Source organism: Arthrobacter sp. ZBG10 (genome assembly GCF_001238605.1).
Taxonomy (GTDB): domain Bacteria; phylum Actinomycetota; class Actinomycetes; order Actinomycetales; family Micrococcaceae; genus Arthrobacter.
The window spans coordinates 1-20,104 of record NZ_LFQH01000097.1; the positions used below are offsets into that span (position 1 = coordinate 1).

Here is a 20,104-nt window from a genome sequence, read left to right on the forward strand (position 1 = left end):
CCAACAACCATGGGGCCAACGCCCGTCATGGGGTCCCCCTCCCCCGGCCTGGCAGGGAGGTCCGGCCGGCGGCGCACCTTACGGCCAGCCCCGCTACATGGCACCGCCGAAACCCGGCACTGTCCCGTTGCGTCCATTGCTCTTCGGGGAAATCATGGACGGTTCCTTCCAGACCATCCGTCGTAACGCCAAGGCCATGCTCGGCGCCGGCCTCCTCGCGCAATCGTTGATCTACATCCTTACGGCGCTCCTGACCGCAGGCGCCGCCGCCGGAACCCTTTTCAATCCGGGGTGGGCGGACAACGCCACCGCAGCGGACTTCGCCGCCCTGGGGTTTGGGTTTGTGGGCGGGATCGCTGTTGCCGCGGTTTTGTCCGTTTTGGTGGCCACGATCCTGCAGGGCGCCATGGTGGTCCCGGTGGCCCGTGGGATCCTGGACCGCCGCACGGGCTTCCGCCAGATGTGGCAACTGGCCAGGTCCCGTACCGGAGCGCTCGTCAGGCTGGCGCTGGTGTACCTCGGCGCCGGCGTAGTCGCTGTCCTGATCCCCGTAGGCGTGGCTGCGCTGGTGATCAGCACCATGGACGCGACCGGCCTGTTGATCCTGCTGCCTGTTATGTTCGGGATGTTCGTCCTGTACATCTGGTTGACCATCAAGGTGCTGGTGGCACCGGCTGCCGTGGTCATTGAGGAACTGGGTGCCATGGCCGCCATCCGCAGGTCGTGGGGCCTGACCCGCGCCAACTGGTGGCGGATCCTGGGAATCACCCTGGTGGTGGGAATCCTTATTTCGGTCATCAGCCAGGTCGTGACCATACCCATCAGCCTTTTGGTCCAGTTCCTTGGCAGCACCGTCTCGCCCGACGGCGGAACCGGCGGTTCTGCCGGGTTGGCCATCGTTGGACTGGTTCTTACGGCCATTGTGGGCATCATGGTTGGCGCCCTTGGTTACGCGTTCCAGACATCTGTGATGGCGTTGCTCTACCTTGACCTGCGGATGCGCAAGGACGGCCTGGATATTTCGCTGCTGCGGCTCCTGGAGTCCGGCGACGATCCCGACGGGATCCCCGGCCGGGGCCTGCCTGCAGGTGCTCCCGGCCAGGCTCCCGCGGCCGGCGCAACACCCGGAACCTGGCCGGATGTCCGCTGAACCCCCGCTGCTGCCAGGTGCTGACGAGGCCCGGCGGTGGGCCAGTGAGGAACTGGCCAGGCCTGAATACCGGGATGCCGCACCATCGTGGCTTGCCGACGCGTGGGAAACAGTCCTGGACTGGTTGAACTCCATCGGAGGACAGCCGGCCGAAGGCGCACCGGTCCCCAGCCCCGTCATCGGGATCGTTATAGCTGCCATCATCGCCGCGGCGATTATCGTGGCCAGGCCCCGCTTGAACGCGAAGCACCGTAAGGCCAACCCAGTGTTCGAAAGCGCAAGCCAGCTTACTGCCGGGGACTTCCGGGAGCGGGCCGCAAAGTCCGCCGCCGAACAAAAGTGGGGGGACGCCGTCGTCGACCTGTTCCGGGCCATGGTCCGGTCAGCTGAGTACCGGACCATCCTGGACCCTGAACCCGGCCGCACTGCCGACGAGGCAGCGCGCGGGCTGTCCGCGGCGTTCGGCGCCGAAACCTTGCGCCTGGACCAGGCGGCAAGGACTTTCGACGCCGTCCGCTACGGCAATACGCCCGCTGAGGCCGCCGACTACCGGGACCTGGCAAGCCTGGATGCAGCGCTCGAAACCGCACGCCCTGCCCCCGCCGGCACCGAGCGCAGCGCGGCGCTGCCGTGAGCGCCGCTCCACAGGAAGCCACCGAGGCCACGGACAAACCTCCTTCGGACCCGGCCCTGGCTACCCGGAAATCAGGCTGGGTGCGCAGGCACCGCGGCCTGGCGATCCTGTCAAGTGTCGTCGCCGTGGGACTGGCCCTTGGCATTTGGAACCAGCTTGCCCCCAAGGGGGACAGTGAAACCCTGTCGCTCGCAAACGCCGGTCCCAACGGAAGCCGGGCTGTCGGCGAAATCCTTGGCCGACACGGTGTCGAGGTCCACCAGGCCGGTGATTTCGAAACCGCCATGGAGGCATTGGCGAACAGCGACTACCCCACCCTCCTGCTCTATGACCGCAGTGGCTTCCTTTCCGGCGAACAGCTTAGTGAACTGGCAGACTCGGCGGTACGGATAGTCGTGGTCACTCCCCGGCTTGCCACCCTTTCTGCCCTGACAGGGTCCGGGGCACCCGAGGACGCCACGACCCCAAACATCCGCCAGGCGGGAGTGGTACCGGACGGGATGCCGGTCCTGGAACCCGGATGCCCACTGCCGGACGCCGTGGCGGCCGGTCCGGTGTCCGGAGACGCTGGCTTCACCTACGACGGCGGCACCACCTGCTACCGGCCGCAAGGTGCCGCCGGGGGAATGCTTGCCGTCAGCGACGATGAGCGGTTGACCGTCCTGGGCAGCACCACGATCCTGGGAAACAGGCACCTGGCCGAGCACGGTAATGCCGCCCTGGCCCTGCGCACCCTCGGCACCTCTGAAGACCTCGTCTGGTACCTGCCTTCCCTGGCGGACCTGGAACCATCCGGGGCCCCAACCTCCCTGGCGGAGCTTCGACCCAAGTGGGTGCCGTACCTGGGTCCCTGGCTGCTGATTGTCGCCCTGGCCGCCATCGTGTGGCGTGGCCGCCGGAATGGGCCGCTGGTGTTTGAACCGCTGCCGGTGGTGGTCAAAGCGGTGGAAACCGCGGAAGGGCGCGCGCGGCTTTACCACGATGCCCGCGCCCTTGGGCAGGCACGCGACAACCTACGCGCCGGAACACTGGTCCGGCTGTCCGGAAAGCTCAGGCTGGGACCGGAGGCCACCGATGCGCAGGCAATCGAGGCCCTGGCGCGCCTCCTGGGCCGGCCTGCTGACCGTATCCGAACACTAATTAACGAACACCCCGGCACCGAGGCCCGGTTGGTGGCCTGGGCGCAGGAACTGGACCAACTCGAGAAAGAGGTCAGGAATACATGAGCGACTACAGCAGCGGGCCCCGGGTCCTTGAATCAACGGAGCACGACGCGGCCCGTCAGGCGCTGCAGGATGTGCGCCGCGAGGTGGCGAAGGCCGTGGTGGGCCAGGACGCCACGGTCACCGGACTCCTCGTGGGCCTGCTCTCACAAGGACATGTGCTTCTTGAAGGTGTCCCGGGCGTGGCCAAAACGCTGCTGGTTCGTGCCTTGTCCGCGGCGTTGAGCCTGGACACCAAACGAGTCCAGTTCACCCCGGACCTGATGCCCGGAGACGTCACCGGTTCGCTGGTGTACGACTCCCGGACGGCAGACTTCACGTTCCGCGAAGGACCGGTTTTTACGAACATCCTGTTGGCTGACGAAATCAACAGGACGCCACCCAAAACGCAGGCATCCCTGCTGGAGGCCATGGAAGAGCGGCAGGTCTCGGTGGACGGGGTGTCCCGCAGGCTGCCGGCCCCGTTTATGGTGGCCGCCACGCAGAACCCTGTCGAATATGAAGGGACCTATCCGTTGCCGGAAGCTCAGTTGGACAGGTTCCTCCTTAAGCTCACCATGCAGCTGCCGGAACGCCACGACGAGGTTGAAGTCATCCGCCGCCACGCCGCCGGGTTCAACCCGCAGGACCTGGCCGCAGCAGGTATCCGGGCAGTGGCCGGTGCCGGGGACCTCGCGCTGGCCCGCGAAGCCATGGCAGCCGTTGCCGTGGAACCGGAAATCATTGGCTACATCGTGGACCTGGTGCGGGCCACCCGCACGGCCCCGTCCTTCCAGCTCGGCGTCTCTCCCCGTGGCGCCACCGCTTTACTGAATACGTCCCGGGCATGGGCGTGGCTTTCTGGCAGGAGCTTCGTCACCCCTGACGACGTGAAATCCCTGGCGCTGCCGTGCCTCCGGCACCGGGTGTCGCTCCAGCCCGAAGCGCAGATGGACGGCGTACGGGTGGACGATGTGCTGGGCAGCATCCTGGCATCCGTTCCTGTACCGCGCTGATGGCCGTTTCCGGGCGCTTTGTCCTCCTGGTCCTGCTTGGCCTGGTGCCCGTCCTGCTGCTTCCCGGACGGGCCACGGTCCTGACGACAGTGGGCGTGCTGGCTGCGTTGCTGGTCGCCGACGTGCTGCTGGCAGCGTCGCTCCGCTCCATTGAAGTGCTCCGGCCCAAGCCCGGCAGCGTCACCCTGCATGGCAGCGTCGAGGCCACCCTCACCATCCGGAACAACGGACGGCGCCGCCTCCGCGGCTCCATCCGCGACGGCTGGCAGCCGTCCGCAGGGGCCGAGAACCCCGTCCAGCGCATCGATGTCCCGCCCGGCGAGGGACGCCGCGTCACCGTGAGGCTGCACCCGGTGCGCCGCGGAGACCTCCGGACCCCGCACATCACTGTCCGGGCCTTCGGACCACTCGGGCTTGCAGCAGGCCAGGTGACCATCACCTCTCCGGGCTCGCTGCGGGTCCTGCCTCCCTTCCATTCCCGACGCCACCTTCCGTCGAAGCTGCGGAAGCTGCGTGAACTCGACGGGAAGGCAGCGGTGCAGATCCGCGGCGGGGGCACGGAGTTCGATTCCCTCCGCGATTACGTGCGCGGAGACGACGTCCGATCCATCGATTGGCGCGCCACCGCCCGCCGCTCCGCCGTGGTGGTCCGCACCTGGCGGCCCGAACGCGACCGGCGGGTGGTGATGGTCCTGGACGTCTCCCGGACCTCAGCCGCCAGGATCGGCGACGAAACCAGGCTGGACACGGGGATGGAAGCCGCGTTGCTGTTGGGGGTCCTGGCAGAGCGCGGCGGGGACCGGGTGGACTTCCTGGCCTTCGACAGGAGAATCCGGGCGCGTGCCGGTTCCGCCGGCCAGGGCAACCTCCTGGGCCGGATGGTGCAGGCCATGGCCCCCCTGGATGCCGAGCTCATCGAAATGGACTGGCCGGCGGTCCCGGCCGAGGTCCGGGCGGTGTCGGCCCACCGCTCCCTGGTGGTCCTGCTGACCTCACTCGACGGCGGAGCCCCGGAGGAAGGCCTCATTCCGGTGGCCGCCCAACTGGCCGGCCGCCACGTTGTGGTGGTTGCCGCCGTCAGGGACCCCCAGCTCGAAACCATGCTCCGCGATCGTGGGGACGCCAGCAGCGTCTTCCGGGCCGCCGCAGCCGAACGGACCCTGCTTCAGCGGGCTGCCGTCAGCGCCGAACTGCGCCGCTACGGGGTGGAGGTGGTGGACGCTGAACCGCACCAGTTGCCGCCCGCCCTGGCCGACATGTACATCCGGCTCAAGGCGGCCGGTAGATTGTGAAGCCACAGCTGTTCGTCCCGGCAGGAGGCACGCCATGAACGTCCCCATTTACAAACAGGCCCTTGGGTCTGCTTTCGACAGGCTGCAGCCCGAGCTGCAGGAGTACTTTTCCTTGGTCCCTGGATCAGGCCAATACGGCGTGGGGGAAGGAACCTTCGATGTGGTGGGGTGCCGCCAGGACTGGCTGCGGCCGCTGCTGCGGATGACCGGCGGCGAGGAGGCGTTTTTCCCCGAGTACGGCGAGGACATCCCGTTCCGGATCGAAAACCATGCCCACCAGGATCCGTTCGGCCGCTCCAGCCTGACCGCACGGCGTGAAATCAGGTTCCCCGGGCGGACCCGGATTTTCCAGGACACCACCAGCGCCGAAAGGGACGGCGCGGCAGGCGCCAGGCTGGTGGACTACGTGGGCAGGTACCGGCGGATGGTCACTGACCTGAACCTCAGCGTCACCCCGGACGGCAAGCTCCGCGGGATCTCCGAGGCGTCCCGGCTTTTCCTCGGAGCTTTGCGGATTCCCCTGCCCGCGGCCCTGGACGCCAAGGCCTATGCACAGCAGTGGTGGGATCCGGCGGCCGGCACGGACGGCAGGCACCGGATCCAGGTCAAGGTGATCCAGCCCCAAATCGGGGTGGTGCTGGTGTACGCCGGCAGTTTCGACTACCGGTTGCGGCCTTACGCCGGCGGCAGCTCGGCCCAAAGTTTCCTGCCCCGCTACGCGCAGCCGGACCGCTGGGAAAACCGGACCTGACCGGTCGCGCCGCTCACGTCAGCTGGTTGAGCCCGTCCGCAACCTGGGTAAGCCTGCCCAGCACGGCCGTGGCCTGGGCTGGGGTCCGTGCCTGCGCACCGGCGGACGGCGTCACCCGGACCCCTGCCAGCGCGGCTGCCGGCAGGCCAAGCTGCCGCCAGGGGCGCCACACCCGTTCCACGCACTCCGCTGTCCGCGGCAGCTCCGCTGACGGATCCAGGACACCGGCCCACAGCCGTTTGCCGGCCTCCACCGCACCGGCCAGTTGTTCCCACTGCCGGTTGGTCAACGCCTTCATCGGCACCGCGATCCCGTCAGCTCCGGCGGCAAGGATTTGGTCAAACGGAGCCTCGATCTCCGGAACTGAGACCACGATTTCTGCAGCACCGGCCAGGCGCAGCGAATCCAGGACCACGCGCCAGGACTCGCGGGCCTCGGAGGCGGCGACGGCCCGCAGGGTGCGGTACCCACTGGAGGTTGGGATGCTTCCGGCCAGGACGGCAGCGATGTCGGGCTCATCCACCTGGACCACCAGCCGGGCGCCGGGAACTGCCGCGGATACCCTGGCCAGGTAAGCGCCCACTCCAGCGGCGAGCGAGGCTGCCAAGTCACGGCGGGCACCGTAGTCGAGCAGGGCCCGTTCGCCGTTATGGAGGTGCAGGCCGGCCGCGAGGCTCATCGGCCCCACAAGCTGGACCTTAATTTCGGCCGCTGAGGTGTCCTCGGCGCCCACCACGTCGGCCAGGATATTAATGTCGGTGGACAGCGCGGACACGGCCCGCCGGTAGTCCTTGCCGGGCCGGTCCACCAGCCGCCAACCGAATGGCTGGACGTCCACTGCCAGTTCTTCGAGGAGCGTGGCGGTGCGGCCAAGGGCGTCCGAGCCCACGCCACGGTCCGGCAGTTCCGCGAGGAAGGGCAGGTGCGGGCTGCCCAGTTCACCCCTGATGATCCGCGTGGCCTCCAGTGGATCGTCGCCGGGCCATGGGCCCAGGGCGGTGGCCGTCACTTCCAGGGGCGGCGCCTGCACCGGCGCGGCTGTGGCGCCTTGGTCCTGCGGTTCAACCCTCATGCGGTGGTGGCGGCCTGGGTATCCAGGGCGGCGGCCTGATGGCCCTCCGCGATGGCTTCGTGGTGCCGGATCACCTCGCCGATGATGAAATTGAGGAATTTCTCGGCGAAGGCGGGGTCAAGGTGGGCGTCTTCGGCCAACCGCCGGAGCCTGGCGATCTGGGCGGCTTCCCGCCCCGGGTCACCGGCCGGAAGGCGGTGGTTGGCTTTGAGGAAGCCCACCTTCTGGGTCGCCTTGAAGCGCTCGGCCAGGAGGTACACCAGGGTCGCGTCGATGTTATCGATGCTTGAGCGGATGGACAGCAGTTCGGCCATCACCGAGTTGTCCACTTGCCCGGCCAGGGAACTGGCTGCGGGGTCGAAGTCGTCGGGGTCAGGGGTGCCGGGGTTGTGCTGCGTCATGGGTCAAGTCTATGGGCAGCAACGGCAGGCACCGGGCGTGTTAAGCCCGGCGCCTGCCGCGCCCAGCGGTCCCGCTGCTCAGATGCCCAGCAGCGCCCGGTGCTCTTCCCGCCGTCGTGCCTGCTCATCAGGGTCCGGCACCGGCAGGGATGCGACCAGCCGCTTGGTGTAGTCGTGGCCGGGGTTGCCCATCACCTGGCTGCCGATGCCTTGTTCCACCAGTTTCCCCTTGTACAGAACTCCCACCCACTGGGAGAGGATGTCCACCACGGCGAGGTCATGGCTGATGAAAAGGCAGCCGAAACCAAACTCCTCCTGGATGTCCCTGAACAGCTCCAGGACTTTCGCCTGCACCGATACGTCAAGTGCAGACGTCGGCTCATCTGCGATCAGCAGCCTCGGGTTCAGGCTGAGGGCGCGTGCCAGGGAAGCGCGTTGGCGTTGCCCGCCGGAGAGTTCGTGCGGGTACCTTCCCGCGTACGACGCCGGCAGCTGGACTGATTCAAGCAGCCCGGCAACGCGTTGACGGGCCTGCGCCGGGCTCGGCTTGGTATGGATCAGCATGGGTTCGGCGATGCAGTCGCCGATGGTCAGCTGGGGGTTGAAGGACGCGGCCGGGTCCTGGAACACAAAGCCGATGTCCTTCCGGAGCGGTTTGAAGGCGCGTTCTTTCATTCCCAGCATCTCAAAGCCCAGCACCTTGAGGCTGCCGCCGGTGGTGCGGTTCAGCCCTGCGATGGCCCGGCCGATGGTGGTCTTCCCGGACCCTGACTCCCCCACCAGCCCGAACACCTCCCCCTTGGACAAGGTAAGGGACACACCGTCCACGGCGCGGAACGCCGGGGCGCCCAGCCTCCCTGGGTATTCGATGACCAGGTCTTTGGCTTCGACCAGGACTTCGGCACCCTGATGAGCCCGGGTGCTCAGTGTGGCCGACGCCGAATCGCGCCCGAGGTGCGGCACCGCGGCCAGGAGGTCTTTTGTGTAGTCCTGGCGCGGTTCGGCGAAAAGCGTCCGGGCGGACGCCTCCTCGACGATGTCGCCCCGGTACATCACCACCACCCGGTCAGCGAGGTCAGCCACCACTCCCATGTTGTGGGTGATGAGGACAATCGAGGTGCCGTACTTATCGCGGAGGTCCCGCAGCAGTGCCAGGATTTCGGCCTGGACTGTGACGTCCAGGGCGGTGGTGGGTTCGTCCGCCACAATCAGCCCTGGATTCAGTGCCAGGGCGGCTGCAATGACCACACGCTGCTTCTGCCCGCCGGAGAACTGGTGCGGGTAGTAGTTGACGCGCTTTTCCGGGTCGGGGATGCCCACCTTGCGGAGGGCTTCGATGGCCCGCTCCTTGGCTTCCCGGGATGAGAGCTTCCTGCCGCTCTCCTTGTCTGCGTGGGCGCGAAGGCCCTCGGCGATCTGCCAGCCCACCGTGAAGACCGGGTTCAGGGCCGTGGACGGTTCCTGGAACACCATTGCCACGTCACGGCCGCGGATCTGCCGCAACCGTCCCGGGCTGACGCTGATGACGTCTGCACCGTTAATGAGGACAGTTCCTGAGGAAGTGGCGGTTTCGGGCAACAGGCCCAAAATGGTTTTGGCGGTAACGGTTTTGCCGGACCCTGATTCGCCGACGATGGCGAGTACTTCGCCGGGGCGGACGTCGAGGCTGACGCCCCTGACCGCGTGCACGTCCCCGCCGTCGGTGGCGAAGGTGACGCTCAGGTTATTGATTGCCAGGACCGGTGCTGGCAGGCCGGGCGTTGAGGGCGATGAGGTGCTCATGCCTTGCTTCCTTTCTCGGCGGGTGCCGGGACCACGGCGGCGCGGGCCCGCTTGCGGCCGCGAAGGCGGGGATCGTTGAGGTCGTTGATGCTTTCACCTACCAATGTCAGGCCCAAAACGGTCCAGACTATGGCCAGGCCCGGGAACACCCCCGTCCACCAGATGCCCGACGTTGTATCGGCGAGCGCCTTGTTCAAGTCGAAGCCCCACTCAGCTGCGGAACTGGGTTCGATACCGAAGCCGAGGAACCCCAGGGCGGCAAGGGTCAGGATGGCTTCGGAGGCGTTGAGCGTGAAGATCAGCGGCAGCGTTCGGGTGGCATTCCGGTAAATATGCCGGGTGATGATGCGCAGGTTGGACGCACCAACCACCTTCGCTGATTCCACGAAGGGCTCCGATTTCAGCCTGATGGTTTCCGCCCTGATGACCCGGAAATATTGCGGGATGAACACCACGGTGATGGAGGTGGCCGCGGCCATGATGCCGCCGAAGAGGCTGGACTGTCCACCGCTGATCACAATGGCCATGACGATGGCTACCAGCAGCGATGGGAACGCATATACGGCGTCGGCCACCACCACCAGTATCCGGTCCAGCCAGCCGCCAAGGTAGCCGCTGACAAGGCCCAGCGCGACGCCGGCGAAAATGGACAGCGCCACGGCCACCACGATCACCAGCAAAGCGGTCTGGGTTCCCCAGAGAACCCTGGAGAGGACGTCATAGCCACCCACAGTGGTGCCCCAGAGGTGCTTGCCGCCGGGGGGCTGCTGGCTGGGGAAGCTGCCGTCCGCGTCGGAGAGCTGGGCGAAGCCGAAGGGTGCCAGCAAAGGAGCCAGCGCCGCAGCCAACAAAAAGGTTCCTGTCAGGACCAACCCGATCACCAGCATCCCGCGCTGCAGCCCAACGCTGCGGCTCAGGTGCGAGACAACCGGCAACCGCCGGAACAGGCCTGCGCGGGGGTTGGCCACGGGAACGGGGGCTTCTGCACCCTGGGGTGTGCTGCTCATGATCAGTACCTCACACGCGGGTCGATCAACGCGGCGATGATGTCCACGATGAAGTTTGTCAGGGCCACAATTACTGCCAGCAGCACCACGATGCCCTGGACCGCCACAAAGTCCCGGGCGGTCAGGTAGGTTGCCAGCTGGAAACCAAGGCCCTTCCATTCGAAGGTCTTTTCGGTCAGGACCGCTCCGCCCAGCATCACGGCGATCTGCAGCCCCATCACCGTAATGATCGGAATCAGCGCCGGTTTATAGGCGTGTTTAGTGACCAGCCGATACTCGCTGACACCGCGGGAGCGACCCGCTTCCACATAGTCCCGGCCCAGGGTGCCAATCACGTTTGTCCTGACCAGCCGCAGGAAGATGCCGGCGGTCAGCAGGCCCAGGGCCAACGCGGGGAGTACCGCGTGGGCCATCACATCCCCCAGCGCTGCCATGTTGCCGCTGCGGAGGGCGTCCAGCCAGTAGATTCCGCTGGGAGCCTGAAGGGCTGTCAGTGCCAGCTCGTTGGAGGTTTTGGCCCGGCCGGCGACGGGAAGCCAGCCCAGCCACACGGAAAACGTCAGTTTCAGCAGCAGCCCGGCGAAAAAGACCGGGGTGGCATAGCAAAGGATGGCAAAGATCCGCAGGACGGCATCGGGCAGGTGGTCACGCCGGTGGGCAGCCACCATGCCAAGGGGGATGCCGATCAGCAGCGCAACGATCAAGGCATTAATGCTCAGTTCAAGGGTGGCGGCACCGTACGTTGTCAGCACTTCGGTCACTTTGCGGTTATCGGAGAGGGTGGTTCCGAAGTTGCCGGTGACCAGTTGCCCCAGGTACTCGAAGTACTGGACAAAGATCGGCCGGTCATAGCCCGCCGCCTGGATCCGTTCCTGCAGCTGTTCGGGGGGCAGGCGCCCGCCCAGGGCTGCGGTGATGGGATCGCCGGTGATCCGCATCAGGAAAAACACCATGGTCACCAGGATGAAGATGGTTGGAAAGATCAAGAGGAATCGGATCAGGATATATTGGCCAAGCCCTCCGCCGGAGGACTTTTTGGCGGCCTGTAGTGCACCGTCCGTTTCCGGGGGCGGGGCGTCGATCAGTGTTGTCAATGGATCACCTAAGAATGTGGTGCCCGCGCCAAGCGTCCCCAAACGCCGGCCGGGCCCGTCAACGGGGCGGGACACCTACAGGTGTTCCGCCCCGTTGCCCGTCAGGGCCGGATGGACTTACTTGGAGATGACGCCGAGGCGCGTCTTGAAGGAAGCGTCCAGGGTGGTCTCGACTCCCTTGACGTCCGCTCCGGAGACCAGCACCTGCGCGCCCTGGAGCAGGGGCAGGGTGGAGAGGTCCTTGGCAACCGCTTCCTGGGTCTCGCCGAGGATCTTGACGCGTTCGTCCTTATCAACAGTTGTGAGCTGCTTCTGGATCAGGGCAGCGACGTCGGCGTTCTCGTAGTGGTTCTTGAGGAAGTTGTTGGGTACGAAGAACGGGGTGAGGTAGTTGTCAGGGTCCGAGTAGTCCGGGAACCAGCCCAACTGGTAAACCGGGTACGCGTCAGCAGTCCGGTCCTTCGAGTAGGTGACCCATTCGGTGGACTGCAGGTCCACGGTGAACAGGCCCGACTTTTCCAGCTGTTCCTTGATCATGGCGTACTCATCTCCGGAGGAGCTGCCGTAGTGGTCAGGGTTGTATTGCAGCTTGATGTTGACGGGCCCGCTCACGCCCGCGTCTGAGAGTGCCTTCTTGGCTTTGTCCAGGCTGGGCTTGCCGTTGTCGCCGTAAAGTTCCTTCATGGGCTGTTCAGCACCAAGGAAGCCATCGGGAACCACGGAGTATGCAGGCAGGTAGGTGCCCTTGTAGACCTGGGTGGCAATCGCATCCCGGTCCACGATGTTGGCCATGGCCTGGCGGACTGCCAGCGCCTTGGCCGGATCGGCCTCCGCGGTTTTGGCGCCGAACGGCATGGTGTCGAAGTTGAAGACGATGTAGCGCAGTTCCCCGCCGGGTCCCTTGTGGACCTTGACCTTGGAGTCGCCCTCCAGGTCGGCCACATCCGTTGCCGTCAGCGAGCGGCCGGCAACGTCGATGTTGCCTTGCTGCACATCCAGCTTGAGGTTATTGGCGTCCGCGTAGTACTTGATGTTGGCTCCGCCATTGGCCGGCGCACCGAGCAGGCCCTTGTAGTCGGCGTTCGGCTTGAGGCTGATGAGCTCATTCTTCTTGTAGCTCTCGATGGTGTACGGGCCGGCGAAAGGTTTGGCAGCGACGATGTCATCGTCAGACATGACCTTGTCCTTGGGAAACACTTCCTCGTCGATGATCGGGCCGGTGTTGGATGCCAGGACGCCGGCAAACACCTGGTCGTTGGCGGCCTTGAGCTTAAACACCACGGTGGCATCGTCCGTGGCCTCGACCGAGTCCAGGTTGGCAAAGAGTGATGCTGGACCGTTGGGGTCATTGATGGCGATGATCCGCTCCACGGAGAACTTCACGTCCGAGGACGTCAGCTCATGGCCGTTGGCAAACTTCAGGCCGGATTTGAGCTTGACGGTGTAGTCGGTGGGTGCCGTGAAGGAGGCCGATTCGGCGATGTCGGGGACGGCGTCGGCGCTGCCGGGCTTCGCGTTGAGCAAGAACGGGTAAATCTGGTTCATCACCAGGAAGGAGCCTGCGTCGTAGGACCCTGCCGGATCCAGGGTGACAACCTTGTCCGTGGTGCCAAAGGTGATGGTGCTGCTGCTGGAGCCTTCGGTTGAGGTTCCGCCACCGCCCGAGGGGCCCGTGCAGGCCGTCAGTGCCAGGGCGGAAATGCCTGCCAGCGCGATCGCGCCGTTCAGGGCCTTGTTGCTCTTCATCATCTGTGAACTTTCTGTTCGATGAGTACGCGCCTGCCGCCCGCTAAGGGGTCACTTCGCCTAAGCGGGAGGTGCGCTGTGCTGATGCGTTGATTCAACCACCGACCCACCCGCCGCAACGGGTGATTTGTGAGTTGAGACACAAAATTTACACGATTGATCAGCGACTCTCACTTCTGCGCGGCGCCGACAACCCCTGAAGCGGCCCGGCGGAGTCCGGAACAGGCCTGGTCCAGTGCCTGGGCCAGGGCACAGCAAAATGCGCCGCCCCTCACGGGACGGCGCATCAGCGTGGGTGGCTTAGAGCTCCGCCCGCTGCAGCGAGCGGGCAGCGTCAATGGTGGCCTGGCCCAGGACCCGGCTGCCCTGGTAGAGGACCACCGTCTGGCCGGGGGCGACTCCGCGGAGCGGCGTGCCGAGGCGGACCACCAGCTGGCCCGGTGCCGAGGCGTCAGCATCGGGTTCCATCCAGGCCTGCGCCGGCACGGGGTCGCCGTGCGCACGGACCTGGGCGTAGCAGTCAAAGCCGGCGCCCGTTCCAACTTCGCTGATGGGCAGACCGGCCCAGGACACCTTGATGCCGCGGATCTCGTCGATGGCCAGGAGGGCTTCCGGGCCCACCACAACCTTGTTTTCCTTGGGCCGGATCTCCAGGACAAAGCGCGGTTTTCCGTCGGCGGCCGGGGTGCCCAGCTTCAGCCCGCGGCGCTGTCCGACGGTGAAGGCATTGGCGCCGGGGTGCTCGCCTACTTTGGTCCCGGTTTCGTCCACGATGTCCCCGGTGGACATGTCGATCTTCTCGGCCAGCCAGCCGGCTGTATCGCCGTCGGGAATGAAGCAGATGTCGTGGCTGTCCGGCTTGTTGGCGACGGAGAGTCCGCGGCGCTCAGCCTCGGCCCGGACCTCGGCCTTGGATGGCGTTTCGGCCAACGGGAACATGGAGTGCTTGAGCTGCTCGTGGGTGAGCACGCCGAGGACGTAGCTTTGGTCCTTGGCCCAGTCAGCGGCCCGGTGCAGTTCCCGGTTTCCGTCGGCGTCCTCGATCACCTTGGCATAGTGCCCGGTGCAGACGGCGTCAAAGCCGAGCGCAATGGCTTTTTCCAGCAGGGCGGCGAACTTGATCCGCTCGTTGCACCGCATGCAGGGGTTGGGGGTACGGCCCGCGGCGTATTCGTCGATGAAGTCCTGGACCACATCCTCTTTGAACCGCTCGGAGAAATCCCACACGTAATACGGGATACCCAGCACGTCGCAGGCACGCCACGCGTCGCGGGAGTCCTCGATGGTGCAGCAGCCTCGGCTGCCGGTGCGCAAGGTGCCGGGCATCCGGGACAGCGCCAGGTGGACGCCGACGACGTCGTGCCCGGCTTCGACGGCACGGGCTGCGGCAACGGCGGAATCAACGCCGCCGCTCATGGCTGCTAGAACTCGCATGCTGGCTTTCTGGTTGATGGTTCCGGCGCTTCCACCGGAAGGTGCGGACCGGCCAGGCTGGTCCCCGGAAACGATCCTCGCCTATCTATTCTACGGGCCTATGCAAACCCGGCGCCGGTTCCCTGCCGGGCCACCGTTCCCGCTGTCTGGATCGACGACTCATGCCCGGCCATTCCTGCCTGCCGTGCACGGGCGTAAGCCTCGGGCAACGCAGTGAGCAACGCGTCGACGTCGGCCTCAGTGGAACTGTGCCCCAGCGTGAAGCGCTGCGCGCCGCGGGCAGTCTCCTCGTCCAGCCCCATGGCGAGCAATACGTGCGAGGGCCGGGGGACGCCCGCTGTACAGGCCGAACCCGTTGAGGACTCCACTCCGGCCAGATCCAGGAGGAACAGGAGGGAGTCGCCTTCACAGCCGGGAAACGTAAAGTGCGCGTTGCCCGGCAGGCGGTCCGGCGCCGGGGCACCGCGAAGGACGGCGGAAGGGACGCGGTCAAGGACGCCGGCCACCAACCGGTCCCGGAGTTCCGCGATCCGCAGCGCATCCGGTCCGAGCGCGGCAGCGGCGCCCTCGGCTGCCGCTGCGAAGGCCGCAATGGACGGGGTATCCAGGGTGCCCGAACGGACGTTGCGTTCCTGGCCCCCGCCGTGCTGGACCGGGGTCAGGGTAACCGCCCTGCCCAACAGAAGGGCCCCCACCCCCACGGGTCCGCCGATTTTGTGGCCGGAAACGGACATCGCGGCCAGGCCGGATGCCTTGAAGTCCACCTGCACGGAACCAAACGCCTGGACCGCATCGGAGTGGACCGGAATGCCACTGGCGCTGGCGATTTCCACAATGCGGCTGATGGGCTGGACCGTACCCACTTCATTGTTGGCCCACATCACTGTCACCAGCGCGACGCTTTTGGGGTCGCGCGCGATTTCGGCCGCCAGGACTTCGAGGTCCAGGACGCCTGCGGCATCCACCGGCAACCACGTGACCTGGGCACCCTCGTGGCGTTCCAGCCATTCCACCGTGTCCAGTACTGCATGGTGTTCGACGGCGGAGCAGAGGATGCGCCGGCGGGTGGGGTCGGCTGCTACCCGGGCCCAATACAGGCCCTTCACCGCGAGGTTGTCCGCCTCCGTGCCGCCGGACGTAAAGATCACTTCCGACGGATGGGCACCCGCGGCAGCCGCAACGGTTTCCCGGGCGTCCTCGACCACGCGGCGGGCCCGCCGCCCGGCCCCGTGCAATGACGACGGGTTTCCCGTGCGGGCGAGTTCGCGGGTCATGGCGGCCAGGGCCCCGGCCGAAAGCGGCGTGGTGGCGGCATGGTCAAGGTAGGCAGGCACCTGCCCATTCTATCGCTGGGCCTTTCCATCCCCCCACCGGTCCCACCGCACATGCGGGCCACTAGTTGGCGGGCGGCAAAACCGGCAGGAACCGTTCCACTTCCGAACGGGCAGCGGCCAGGGAACCTGCATCCGGACACGACACGGACACGTAGATGGATGAACCCGCGGTCCCGAACAGGCGGGCCAGGACAGCGGTGGCCCGTCCGCCGACGGCCGCGGCTTCTGTGAGGACCAGGACCTCGACCGATCTTGGCGGCGCGTCATTGTCGCCGCCCCACCGCAACGATCCCGGCTTCAGGTATTCGGGAAGGATGGTTGGGTCCAGGTACTGGAAAAGAGCAACCGTTGAGTCGCGGTCGTCCTGCCGCACCAGGGGCCCCTGGTCGGTTCGGACTTTGGCGGCAGCCACGCAGCCATCCGCCTTGGCGTATTGGCTTTCACCCGCCACGTTGGCCTTGGCGAGCTTCCAGCCGGGAACCTCTGCCAAGGAATCTCCGATCCCTACGGGGACCCCAGGGGCCAAGACCCCGCCGGCAGAGAACGGCATGTCCTGCGCTGCCACCGCATCAGCGTCGTGACCAGGAGTTATGGTGGGCGTCGCCGGCGCAGCGCTGTTGCTGACCGGGGCCGGTGCGGCAGGGTCGCGCACGTCAACGCTGCAGGCACCCAGCAACGCCACGGCGAGCGCGGCTGCCGCCAGTTGCGCCGCCCGTTGCACGGCGTTCCGGCCCCTGCCCGCCGTCGTCGTCCGCAAAACCATCTCCAACCCCAATGCTTCCTGCGCTGCCGGTCCAGGCGCGCAAGTCGAGTCTAAACTCCGTCCTGGCCGCCGGGCACAGGGAACCAGCGGGGCCTCCATGGGCGTTGACAAAGAAAGGACCAGTCCTGCCGGCACCGGTCCGTACTGCCTGGGAAGCGATCACGCTGGCTAAACTGGGCAGGCCGGTCCGCCTCCCGGGTGATTGGCCACAATGCAAAGGATGAGTGTTTGACCGAGAGCAGCAGCTCCCATTACCAGGTCCTCCAGGTGGCCGTCACCGCCACCGAGAAGGAAATCAAAGTGGCGTACCGTCGCGCCGCCAGGACCGCCCATCCGGACCAGGGCGGTGACGCTGCAGCGTTCCGCCGCGTGACCTCGGCCTACGAAACGCTGATCGACCCCCAGCGCCGCAAGGCCTACGACCGTTCCTATGCGGCCGGAACCACCGGGACTGACACCGGGAGCTCCGAAGCGCATTTTGATGCGCCGCCTGCAGGCAGCCGGGCCTCGGCCACTGTCCACCGGCCTGCCACCGCCAGGAATACGGCCGGTGACCCGCCCGTCTACGTCCCGCCGTTCGGTGCGGGCAACGGCGTTCCGCTGCTCTCCCTGACGGAAGCCAGCCAACAGGTCCACGGCATGCCCCGCAAGCGCGGGATCTTCGGCGCGGAAGCCCGGATCCAGCGGGAGATGCGCACAGTCCAGCTGCTGAGCCGCCAGGTCCTGCCTGCCATTCCGGCGGCCCGGCTCATCAACGGCCTGCAGTCCCCTGCCGACAACAGCCACATCGACCATGTCCTTTTCTCCGGCTACCGGCTGGCCCTGATCGGTTCCATGCTGCTGCCCAAGGGCGCTTACGCCTGGGACGGCCAGACACTGAACCACGGCGGGCGCTCCATTGCCCCGCCGCAGCTGGGCCACGTGGTGCGGGCCATGCAGGACATCTTCCCCGAACTCAACGTGACCGGATGGACGGTGGTCCACAGTCCCGGGGGCAACCTGCACGAACCAGTCATCGACCACCATCGCCGCTCCGCAGGCGGTTTGGACAGCGTGCAGATCGTCAACGCCGCGGGAATGGTCCGGGGCCTCAAGGAGTTCCTGGCCTCGGGGCCGGCGCCAAACACCGTCAACGTGTCAGTGCTCGCCAGGCTGCTGCGCGGCATGCACTGAGCCTTGGCTAGGATTGATCCGTGTTCCGCATCCTCTTCCACTCCCCCGAAATCCCCGGCAATACCGGCAACGCCATCAGGCTGGCCGCCATCACCGGCGCCGAGCTGCACCTGGTGGAACCGCTCGGGTTCGACTTTTCCGACGCCAAACTCCGCCGCGCCGGACTGGATTACCACGACCTTGCAGTGGTGACGGTCCACCCGGACATCAACGCAGCGTGGCAACACCTTGAGCCGGAGCGCGTGTACGCGTTCACCTCGGATGGAACGGCCAGCTACACCGACATCGCCTACCAGCCCGGGGACGTCCTGATGTTCGGGCAGGAGTCCGTGGGGCTGCCCGCGGCGCTGAAATCAGATCCGCACGTGACCGCCACTGTCCGGCTGCCCATGCTCCCCGCCCTGCGCTCGCTCAACCTCGCAAATGCAGCCTCGATCGCCGTCTACGAAGCCTGGCGGCAAAACGGTTTCGCCGGCGCCCGAATCTGAGCAGCCTGGTGCGGCCATGACGCCCCGGGCCACGTCCCCCCGGCGGATTGAAACAATTACCGTGCCCCGCCCATCCGCCTGACCTGCAGCGCCGAATTACACCTGAGAACATTCCACGGCACATGAGGAGCGGCAGGTGACACTTCTAGACGCAGGTTCCAGGACCAGGGCCCGGCAGCCGGGCTGCGGTGCGCAGGTTTCACCGCCCGGAGACTTATGCTTGGAAGTAATGGAAACTCCCAACGCGCCAAATACCGAGGCCCCGGCAGCGGTGACAGATTCGCCGGCTGATCTAAGCCGCCGCCTCGCCGTGCTGCTTGCCGGCATTGCCCAGGGCAGCCAACCGGCCTTTGCGGAGTTTTACCAGCTCACCTCGCGCCGGGTCTTCGGCATGGCCCGCCGGGTCCTGATCGACCCGGAACTCAGCGAGGACACCACGCAGGAAGTGTTCCTTCAGGTGTGGCAGAACGCCTCCAAATTTGATCCGCAGGCCGGGAGCCCGCTCTCCTGGCTGATGACCATTTCGCACCGCCGCGCAGTGGACAAGGTACGGTCCTCGCAGTCATCCACTGACAGGGAAGCCAAATACGGTGCCAGCAGCCAGGACATTGCCCACGACAGCGTCTCAGATGAAGTGGGCAGCCGGCTTGAGGCCGAAGCAGTTGTCAGGTGTTTGGAAACGCTGACGGAAACGCAGCAGGAATCCGTCCGCCTGGCCTACTACGGCGGCCTGACCTACCGGGAAGTCGCAGAGCGCCTCAACGCGGCGGTTCCCACCATCAAGTCCCGCATCCGCGACGGACTGATCCGACTAAAGACCTGTTTGGGGGTGAGTTGAGATGGCAGACATGAACGATGGACGCACCAGCCGCTCAGGGTCCTTCGGCGACACCGTTGCCGCGGACCTCGCATCCGGGCGTGCCGTGGACCTCGCTGAATTGTATGCCTTGGACGCCGTTACGGATCCCGAACGCGAGCTCATCGAAGACTACCTTTCGGCCGCACCCCCGGCCGAGCGAACCGCCTTCCTGGAACGTGTCCGCAAATCCCGCGAAACGCTGGCCATGACCTTCAAAGCCGAAGAGGAGCCCCCGGCTGACCTCTTTGACCGCATCATGGCGCAGCTGCCTGTCCAGAGCACCACAACGGAGCAGGCGCCAGCCGTGCCACCGGTCACGGAGGCGGTCACTGAATCAGCAGCGCCGGCTCCTGCACCCGTCGACGAACTGGCCCGGGCCCGGCAGCGCAGAACTGACCGTAAGCCTTCCGGCGCACGCCGCTGGTTTGTGGGTGTGGCTGCCGCGGCAGCCATCGCCCTGGGCGGCGTGGGTGTGGGTGCATACCTCGCGGACCAGAACGATCCGCTCAACCAGGTGGTCCGGGCCAGCGACTTGCGGGTAGCCTCCGTCGACGTAAGCGGCGGCGGAACGGCAACCCTGCAGATTTCGTCTGCCCAGGACGCTGCAGTGGTCAAGATGAAGGACGTTCCGGCACCCCCGGCCGGCAAGGTCTACCAGATGTGGCTGATCCCCAAGGATGGCTCCGCGCCGGTATCCCAGGGCCTGATGGATGCCGAAGCCCTGTCCAAGCCCGCTGTGGTCCGCGGAATTTCCTCCGCCGCCAGCCTGGGCATCACAGTGGAGCCGGTGGGTGGATCCACGTCCCCCACCTTGCCCACGGTGGCTGCCGCTCCGCTGGGAGCCTGAACCGCAGTAGAACCATAAGCGCCCCGCCTGCCTTTTCCAAGGAAGAGACAGGCGGGGCG

Annotated in this window: 19 protein-coding genes; 10 read left to right on the plus strand and 9 right to left on the minus strand. The window is 66.4% G+C overall.

All coding sequences use genetic code 11. From position 1 onward, the window contains the following. The first annotated feature begins 97 nt into the window (after positions 1–97). From ACU18_RS18055 to ACU18_RS18080, 6 genes are read left to right on the plus strand one after another with little or no spacing between them, the layout of a single operon-like run. Positions 98–1,150, plus strand: a complete 1,053-nt coding sequence (locus ACU18_RS18055; RefSeq protein WP_050687861.1) for a DUF7847 domain-containing protein — start codon at positions 98–100, stop codon at positions 1,148–1,150. Further along, positions 1,140–1,784, plus strand: a complete 645-nt coding sequence (locus tag ACU18_RS18060) for a DUF4129 domain-containing protein (protein ID WP_050687862.1) — start codon at positions 1,140–1,142, stop codon at positions 1,782–1,784. The genes ACU18_RS18055 and ACU18_RS18060 overlap by 11 nt, the downstream gene beginning before the upstream one ends. Next, positions 1,781–3,010 (plus strand): DUF4350 domain-containing protein, encoded by a 1,230-nt coding sequence (locus ACU18_RS18065; protein ID WP_231686134.1) that lies wholly within the window; start codon positions 1,781–1,783, stop codon positions 3,008–3,010. The genes ACU18_RS18060 and ACU18_RS18065 overlap by 4 nt, the downstream gene beginning before the upstream one ends. Beyond that, the gene (locus ACU18_RS18070) at positions 3,007–4,002 is read left to right on the plus strand and encodes an AAA family ATPase (RefSeq protein WP_050687863.1); all 996 of its coding nucleotides are present in this window, start codon (positions 3,007–3,009) and stop codon (positions 4,000–4,002) included. Before ACU18_RS18065 ends, ACU18_RS18070 begins: the two co-directional genes overlap by 4 nt. Further along, complete coding sequence (locus ACU18_RS18075) at positions 4,002–5,294, plus strand: DUF58 domain-containing protein (protein WP_050687864.1); 1,293 nt, start codon at positions 4,002–4,004, stop codon at positions 5,292–5,294. Before ACU18_RS18070 ends, ACU18_RS18075 begins: the two co-directional genes overlap by 1 nt. A gap of 34 nt (positions 5,295–5,328) precedes the next feature. Further along, on the plus strand, positions 5,329–6,045 hold the full coding sequence (locus tag ACU18_RS18080) for a DUF4166 domain-containing protein (protein ID WP_050687865.1): 717 nt from the start codon (positions 5,329–5,331) through the stop codon (positions 6,043–6,045). 13 nt (positions 6,046–6,058) lie between these two features. Here the strand turns inward: ACU18_RS18080 and ACU18_RS18085 are convergent, their stop codons facing one another. From ACU18_RS18085 to ACU18_RS18125, 9 genes are all read right to left on the minus strand, one after another. Then, positions 6,059–7,117 carry a hypothetical protein gene (locus tag ACU18_RS18085; RefSeq protein ID WP_157407831.1) on the minus strand — a complete coding sequence of 353 codons (1,059 nt, stop codon included), beginning with the start codon at positions 7,115–7,117 and terminating at the stop codon, positions 6,059–6,061. Then, the gene (locus ACU18_RS18090; protein WP_050687866.1) at positions 7,114–7,518 is read right to left on the minus strand and encodes a chorismate mutase; all 405 of its coding nucleotides are present in this window, start codon (positions 7,516–7,518) and stop codon (positions 7,114–7,116) included. Before ACU18_RS18090 ends, ACU18_RS18085 begins: the two co-directional genes overlap by 4 nt. A 78-nt stretch (positions 7,519–7,596) precedes the next feature. After that, entirely contained in the window at positions 7,597–9,300 is a 1,704-nt protein-coding gene (locus ACU18_RS18095) for an ABC transporter ATP-binding protein (RefSeq protein WP_050687867.1), read from the minus strand. Further along, positions 9,297–10,307 carry an ABC transporter permease gene (locus tag ACU18_RS18100; protein WP_050687868.1) on the minus strand — a complete coding sequence of 337 codons (1,011 nt, stop codon included), beginning with the start codon at positions 10,305–10,307 and terminating at the stop codon, positions 9,297–9,299. Before ACU18_RS18100 ends, ACU18_RS18095 begins: the two co-directional genes overlap by 4 nt. A 2-nt stretch (positions 10,308–10,309) precedes the next feature. Next, positions 10,310–11,401 carry an ABC transporter permease gene (locus ACU18_RS18105; RefSeq protein ID WP_050687869.1) on the minus strand — a complete coding sequence of 364 codons (1,092 nt, stop codon included), beginning with the start codon at positions 11,399–11,401 and terminating at the stop codon, positions 10,310–10,312. Positions 11,402–11,518: 117 nt separating this feature from the next. Then, entirely contained in the window at positions 11,519–13,150 is a 1,632-nt protein-coding gene (locus ACU18_RS18110; protein ID WP_050687870.1) for an ABC transporter substrate-binding protein, read from the minus strand. Positions 13,151–13,447: 297 nt separating this feature from the next. After that, complete coding sequence (mnmA, locus tag ACU18_RS18115) at positions 13,448–14,581, minus strand: tRNA 2-thiouridine(34) synthase MnmA (RefSeq protein ID WP_050687871.1); 1,134 nt, start codon at positions 14,579–14,581, stop codon at positions 13,448–13,450. Between the two features lie 98 nt (positions 14,582–14,679). Next, positions 14,680–15,915: a cysteine desulfurase family protein gene (locus ACU18_RS18120; protein WP_050687872.1), complete on the minus strand. Its 1,236-nt coding sequence runs from the start codon at positions 15,913–15,915 to the stop codon at positions 14,680–14,682. Between the two features lie 61 nt (positions 15,916–15,976). Beyond that, on the minus strand, positions 15,977–16,678 hold the full coding sequence (locus ACU18_RS18125; protein ID WP_050687873.1) for a hypothetical protein: 702 nt from the start codon (positions 16,676–16,678) through the stop codon (positions 15,977–15,979). A gap of 228 nt (positions 16,679–16,906) precedes the next feature. On the opposite strand from ACU18_RS18125, the gene ACU18_RS18130 reads away from it, so the two are divergent. The 4 genes from ACU18_RS18130 to ACU18_RS18145 all read left to right on the plus strand — a co-directional run bounded on the left by ACU18_RS18130 (position 16,907) and on the right by ACU18_RS18145 (position 20,045). Continuing rightward, positions 16,907–17,851: a J domain-containing protein gene (locus ACU18_RS18130; protein WP_050687874.1), complete on the plus strand. Its 945-nt coding sequence runs from the start codon at positions 16,907–16,909 to the stop codon at positions 17,849–17,851. Between the two features lie 20 nt (positions 17,852–17,871). After that, positions 17,872–18,339 carry a tRNA (cytidine(34)-2'-O)-methyltransferase gene (locus ACU18_RS18135; protein WP_050687875.1) on the plus strand — a complete coding sequence of 156 codons (468 nt, stop codon included), beginning with the start codon at positions 17,872–17,874 and terminating at the stop codon, positions 18,337–18,339. Between the two features lie 229 nt (positions 18,340–18,568). After that, entirely contained in the window at positions 18,569–19,177 is a 609-nt protein-coding gene (locus ACU18_RS18140; RefSeq protein ID WP_050687876.1) for a sigma-70 family RNA polymerase sigma factor, read from the plus strand. 10 nt (positions 19,178–19,187) lie between these two features. After that, positions 19,188–20,045: an anti-sigma factor gene (locus ACU18_RS18145; protein WP_157407833.1), complete on the plus strand. Its 858-nt coding sequence runs from the start codon at positions 19,188–19,190 to the stop codon at positions 20,043–20,045. Positions 20,046–20,104: the final 59 nt, after the last annotated feature.

Excerpts from the sequence above, each read along its gene's own strand:
- ACU18_RS18055 (WP_050687861.1), top strand. The coding sequence starts at position 98 with ATGGCACCGCCGAAACCCGGCACTGTCCCGTTGCGTCCATTGCTCTTC.
- ACU18_RS18080 (WP_050687865.1), top strand. The coding sequence starts at position 5,329 with ATGAACGTCCCCATTTACAAACAGGCCCTTGGGTCTGCTTTCGACAGG.
- ACU18_RS18110 (WP_050687870.1), bottom strand. The coding sequence starts at position 13,150 with ATGATGAAGAGCAACAAGGCCCTGAACGGCGCGATCGCGCTGGCAGGC.
- ACU18_RS18070 (WP_050687863.1), top strand. The coding sequence starts at position 3,007 with ATGAGCGACTACAGCAGCGGGCCCCGGGTCCTTGAATCAACGGAGCAC.
- ACU18_RS18090 (WP_050687866.1), bottom strand. The coding sequence starts at position 7,518 with ATGACGCAGCACAACCCCGGCACCCCTGACCCCGACGACTTCGACCCC.
- ACU18_RS18075 (WP_050687864.1), top strand. The coding sequence starts at position 4,002 with ATGGCCGTTTCCGGGCGCTTTGTCCTCCTGGTCCTGCTTGGCCTGGTG.
- mnmA (WP_050687871.1), bottom strand. The coding sequence starts at position 14,581 with ATGCGAGTTCTAGCAGCCATGAGCGGCGGCGTTGATTCCGCCGTTGCC.
- ACU18_RS18095 (WP_050687867.1), bottom strand. The coding sequence starts at position 9,300 with ATGAGCACCTCATCGCCCTCAACGCCCGGCCTGCCAGCACCGGTCCTG.
- ACU18_RS18100 (WP_050687868.1), bottom strand. The coding sequence starts at position 10,307 with ATGAGCAGCACACCCCAGGGTGCAGAAGCCCCCGTTCCCGTGGCCAAC.
- ACU18_RS18125 (WP_050687873.1), bottom strand. The coding sequence starts at position 16,678 with ATGGTTTTGCGGACGACGACGGCGGGCAGGGGCCGGAACGCCGTGCAA.
- ACU18_RS18140 (WP_050687876.1), top strand. The coding sequence starts at position 18,569 with ATGGAAACTCCCAACGCGCCAAATACCGAGGCCCCGGCAGCGGTGACA.
- ACU18_RS18145 (WP_157407833.1), top strand. The coding sequence starts at position 19,188 with ATGAACGATGGACGCACCAGCCGCTCAGGGTCCTTCGGCGACACCGTT.
- ACU18_RS18085 (WP_157407831.1), bottom strand. The coding sequence starts at position 7,117 with ATGAGGGTTGAACCGCAGGACCAAGGCGCCACAGCCGCGCCGGTGCAG.
- ACU18_RS18060 (WP_050687862.1), top strand. The coding sequence starts at position 1,140 with ATGTCCGCTGAACCCCCGCTGCTGCCAGGTGCTGACGAGGCCCGGCGG.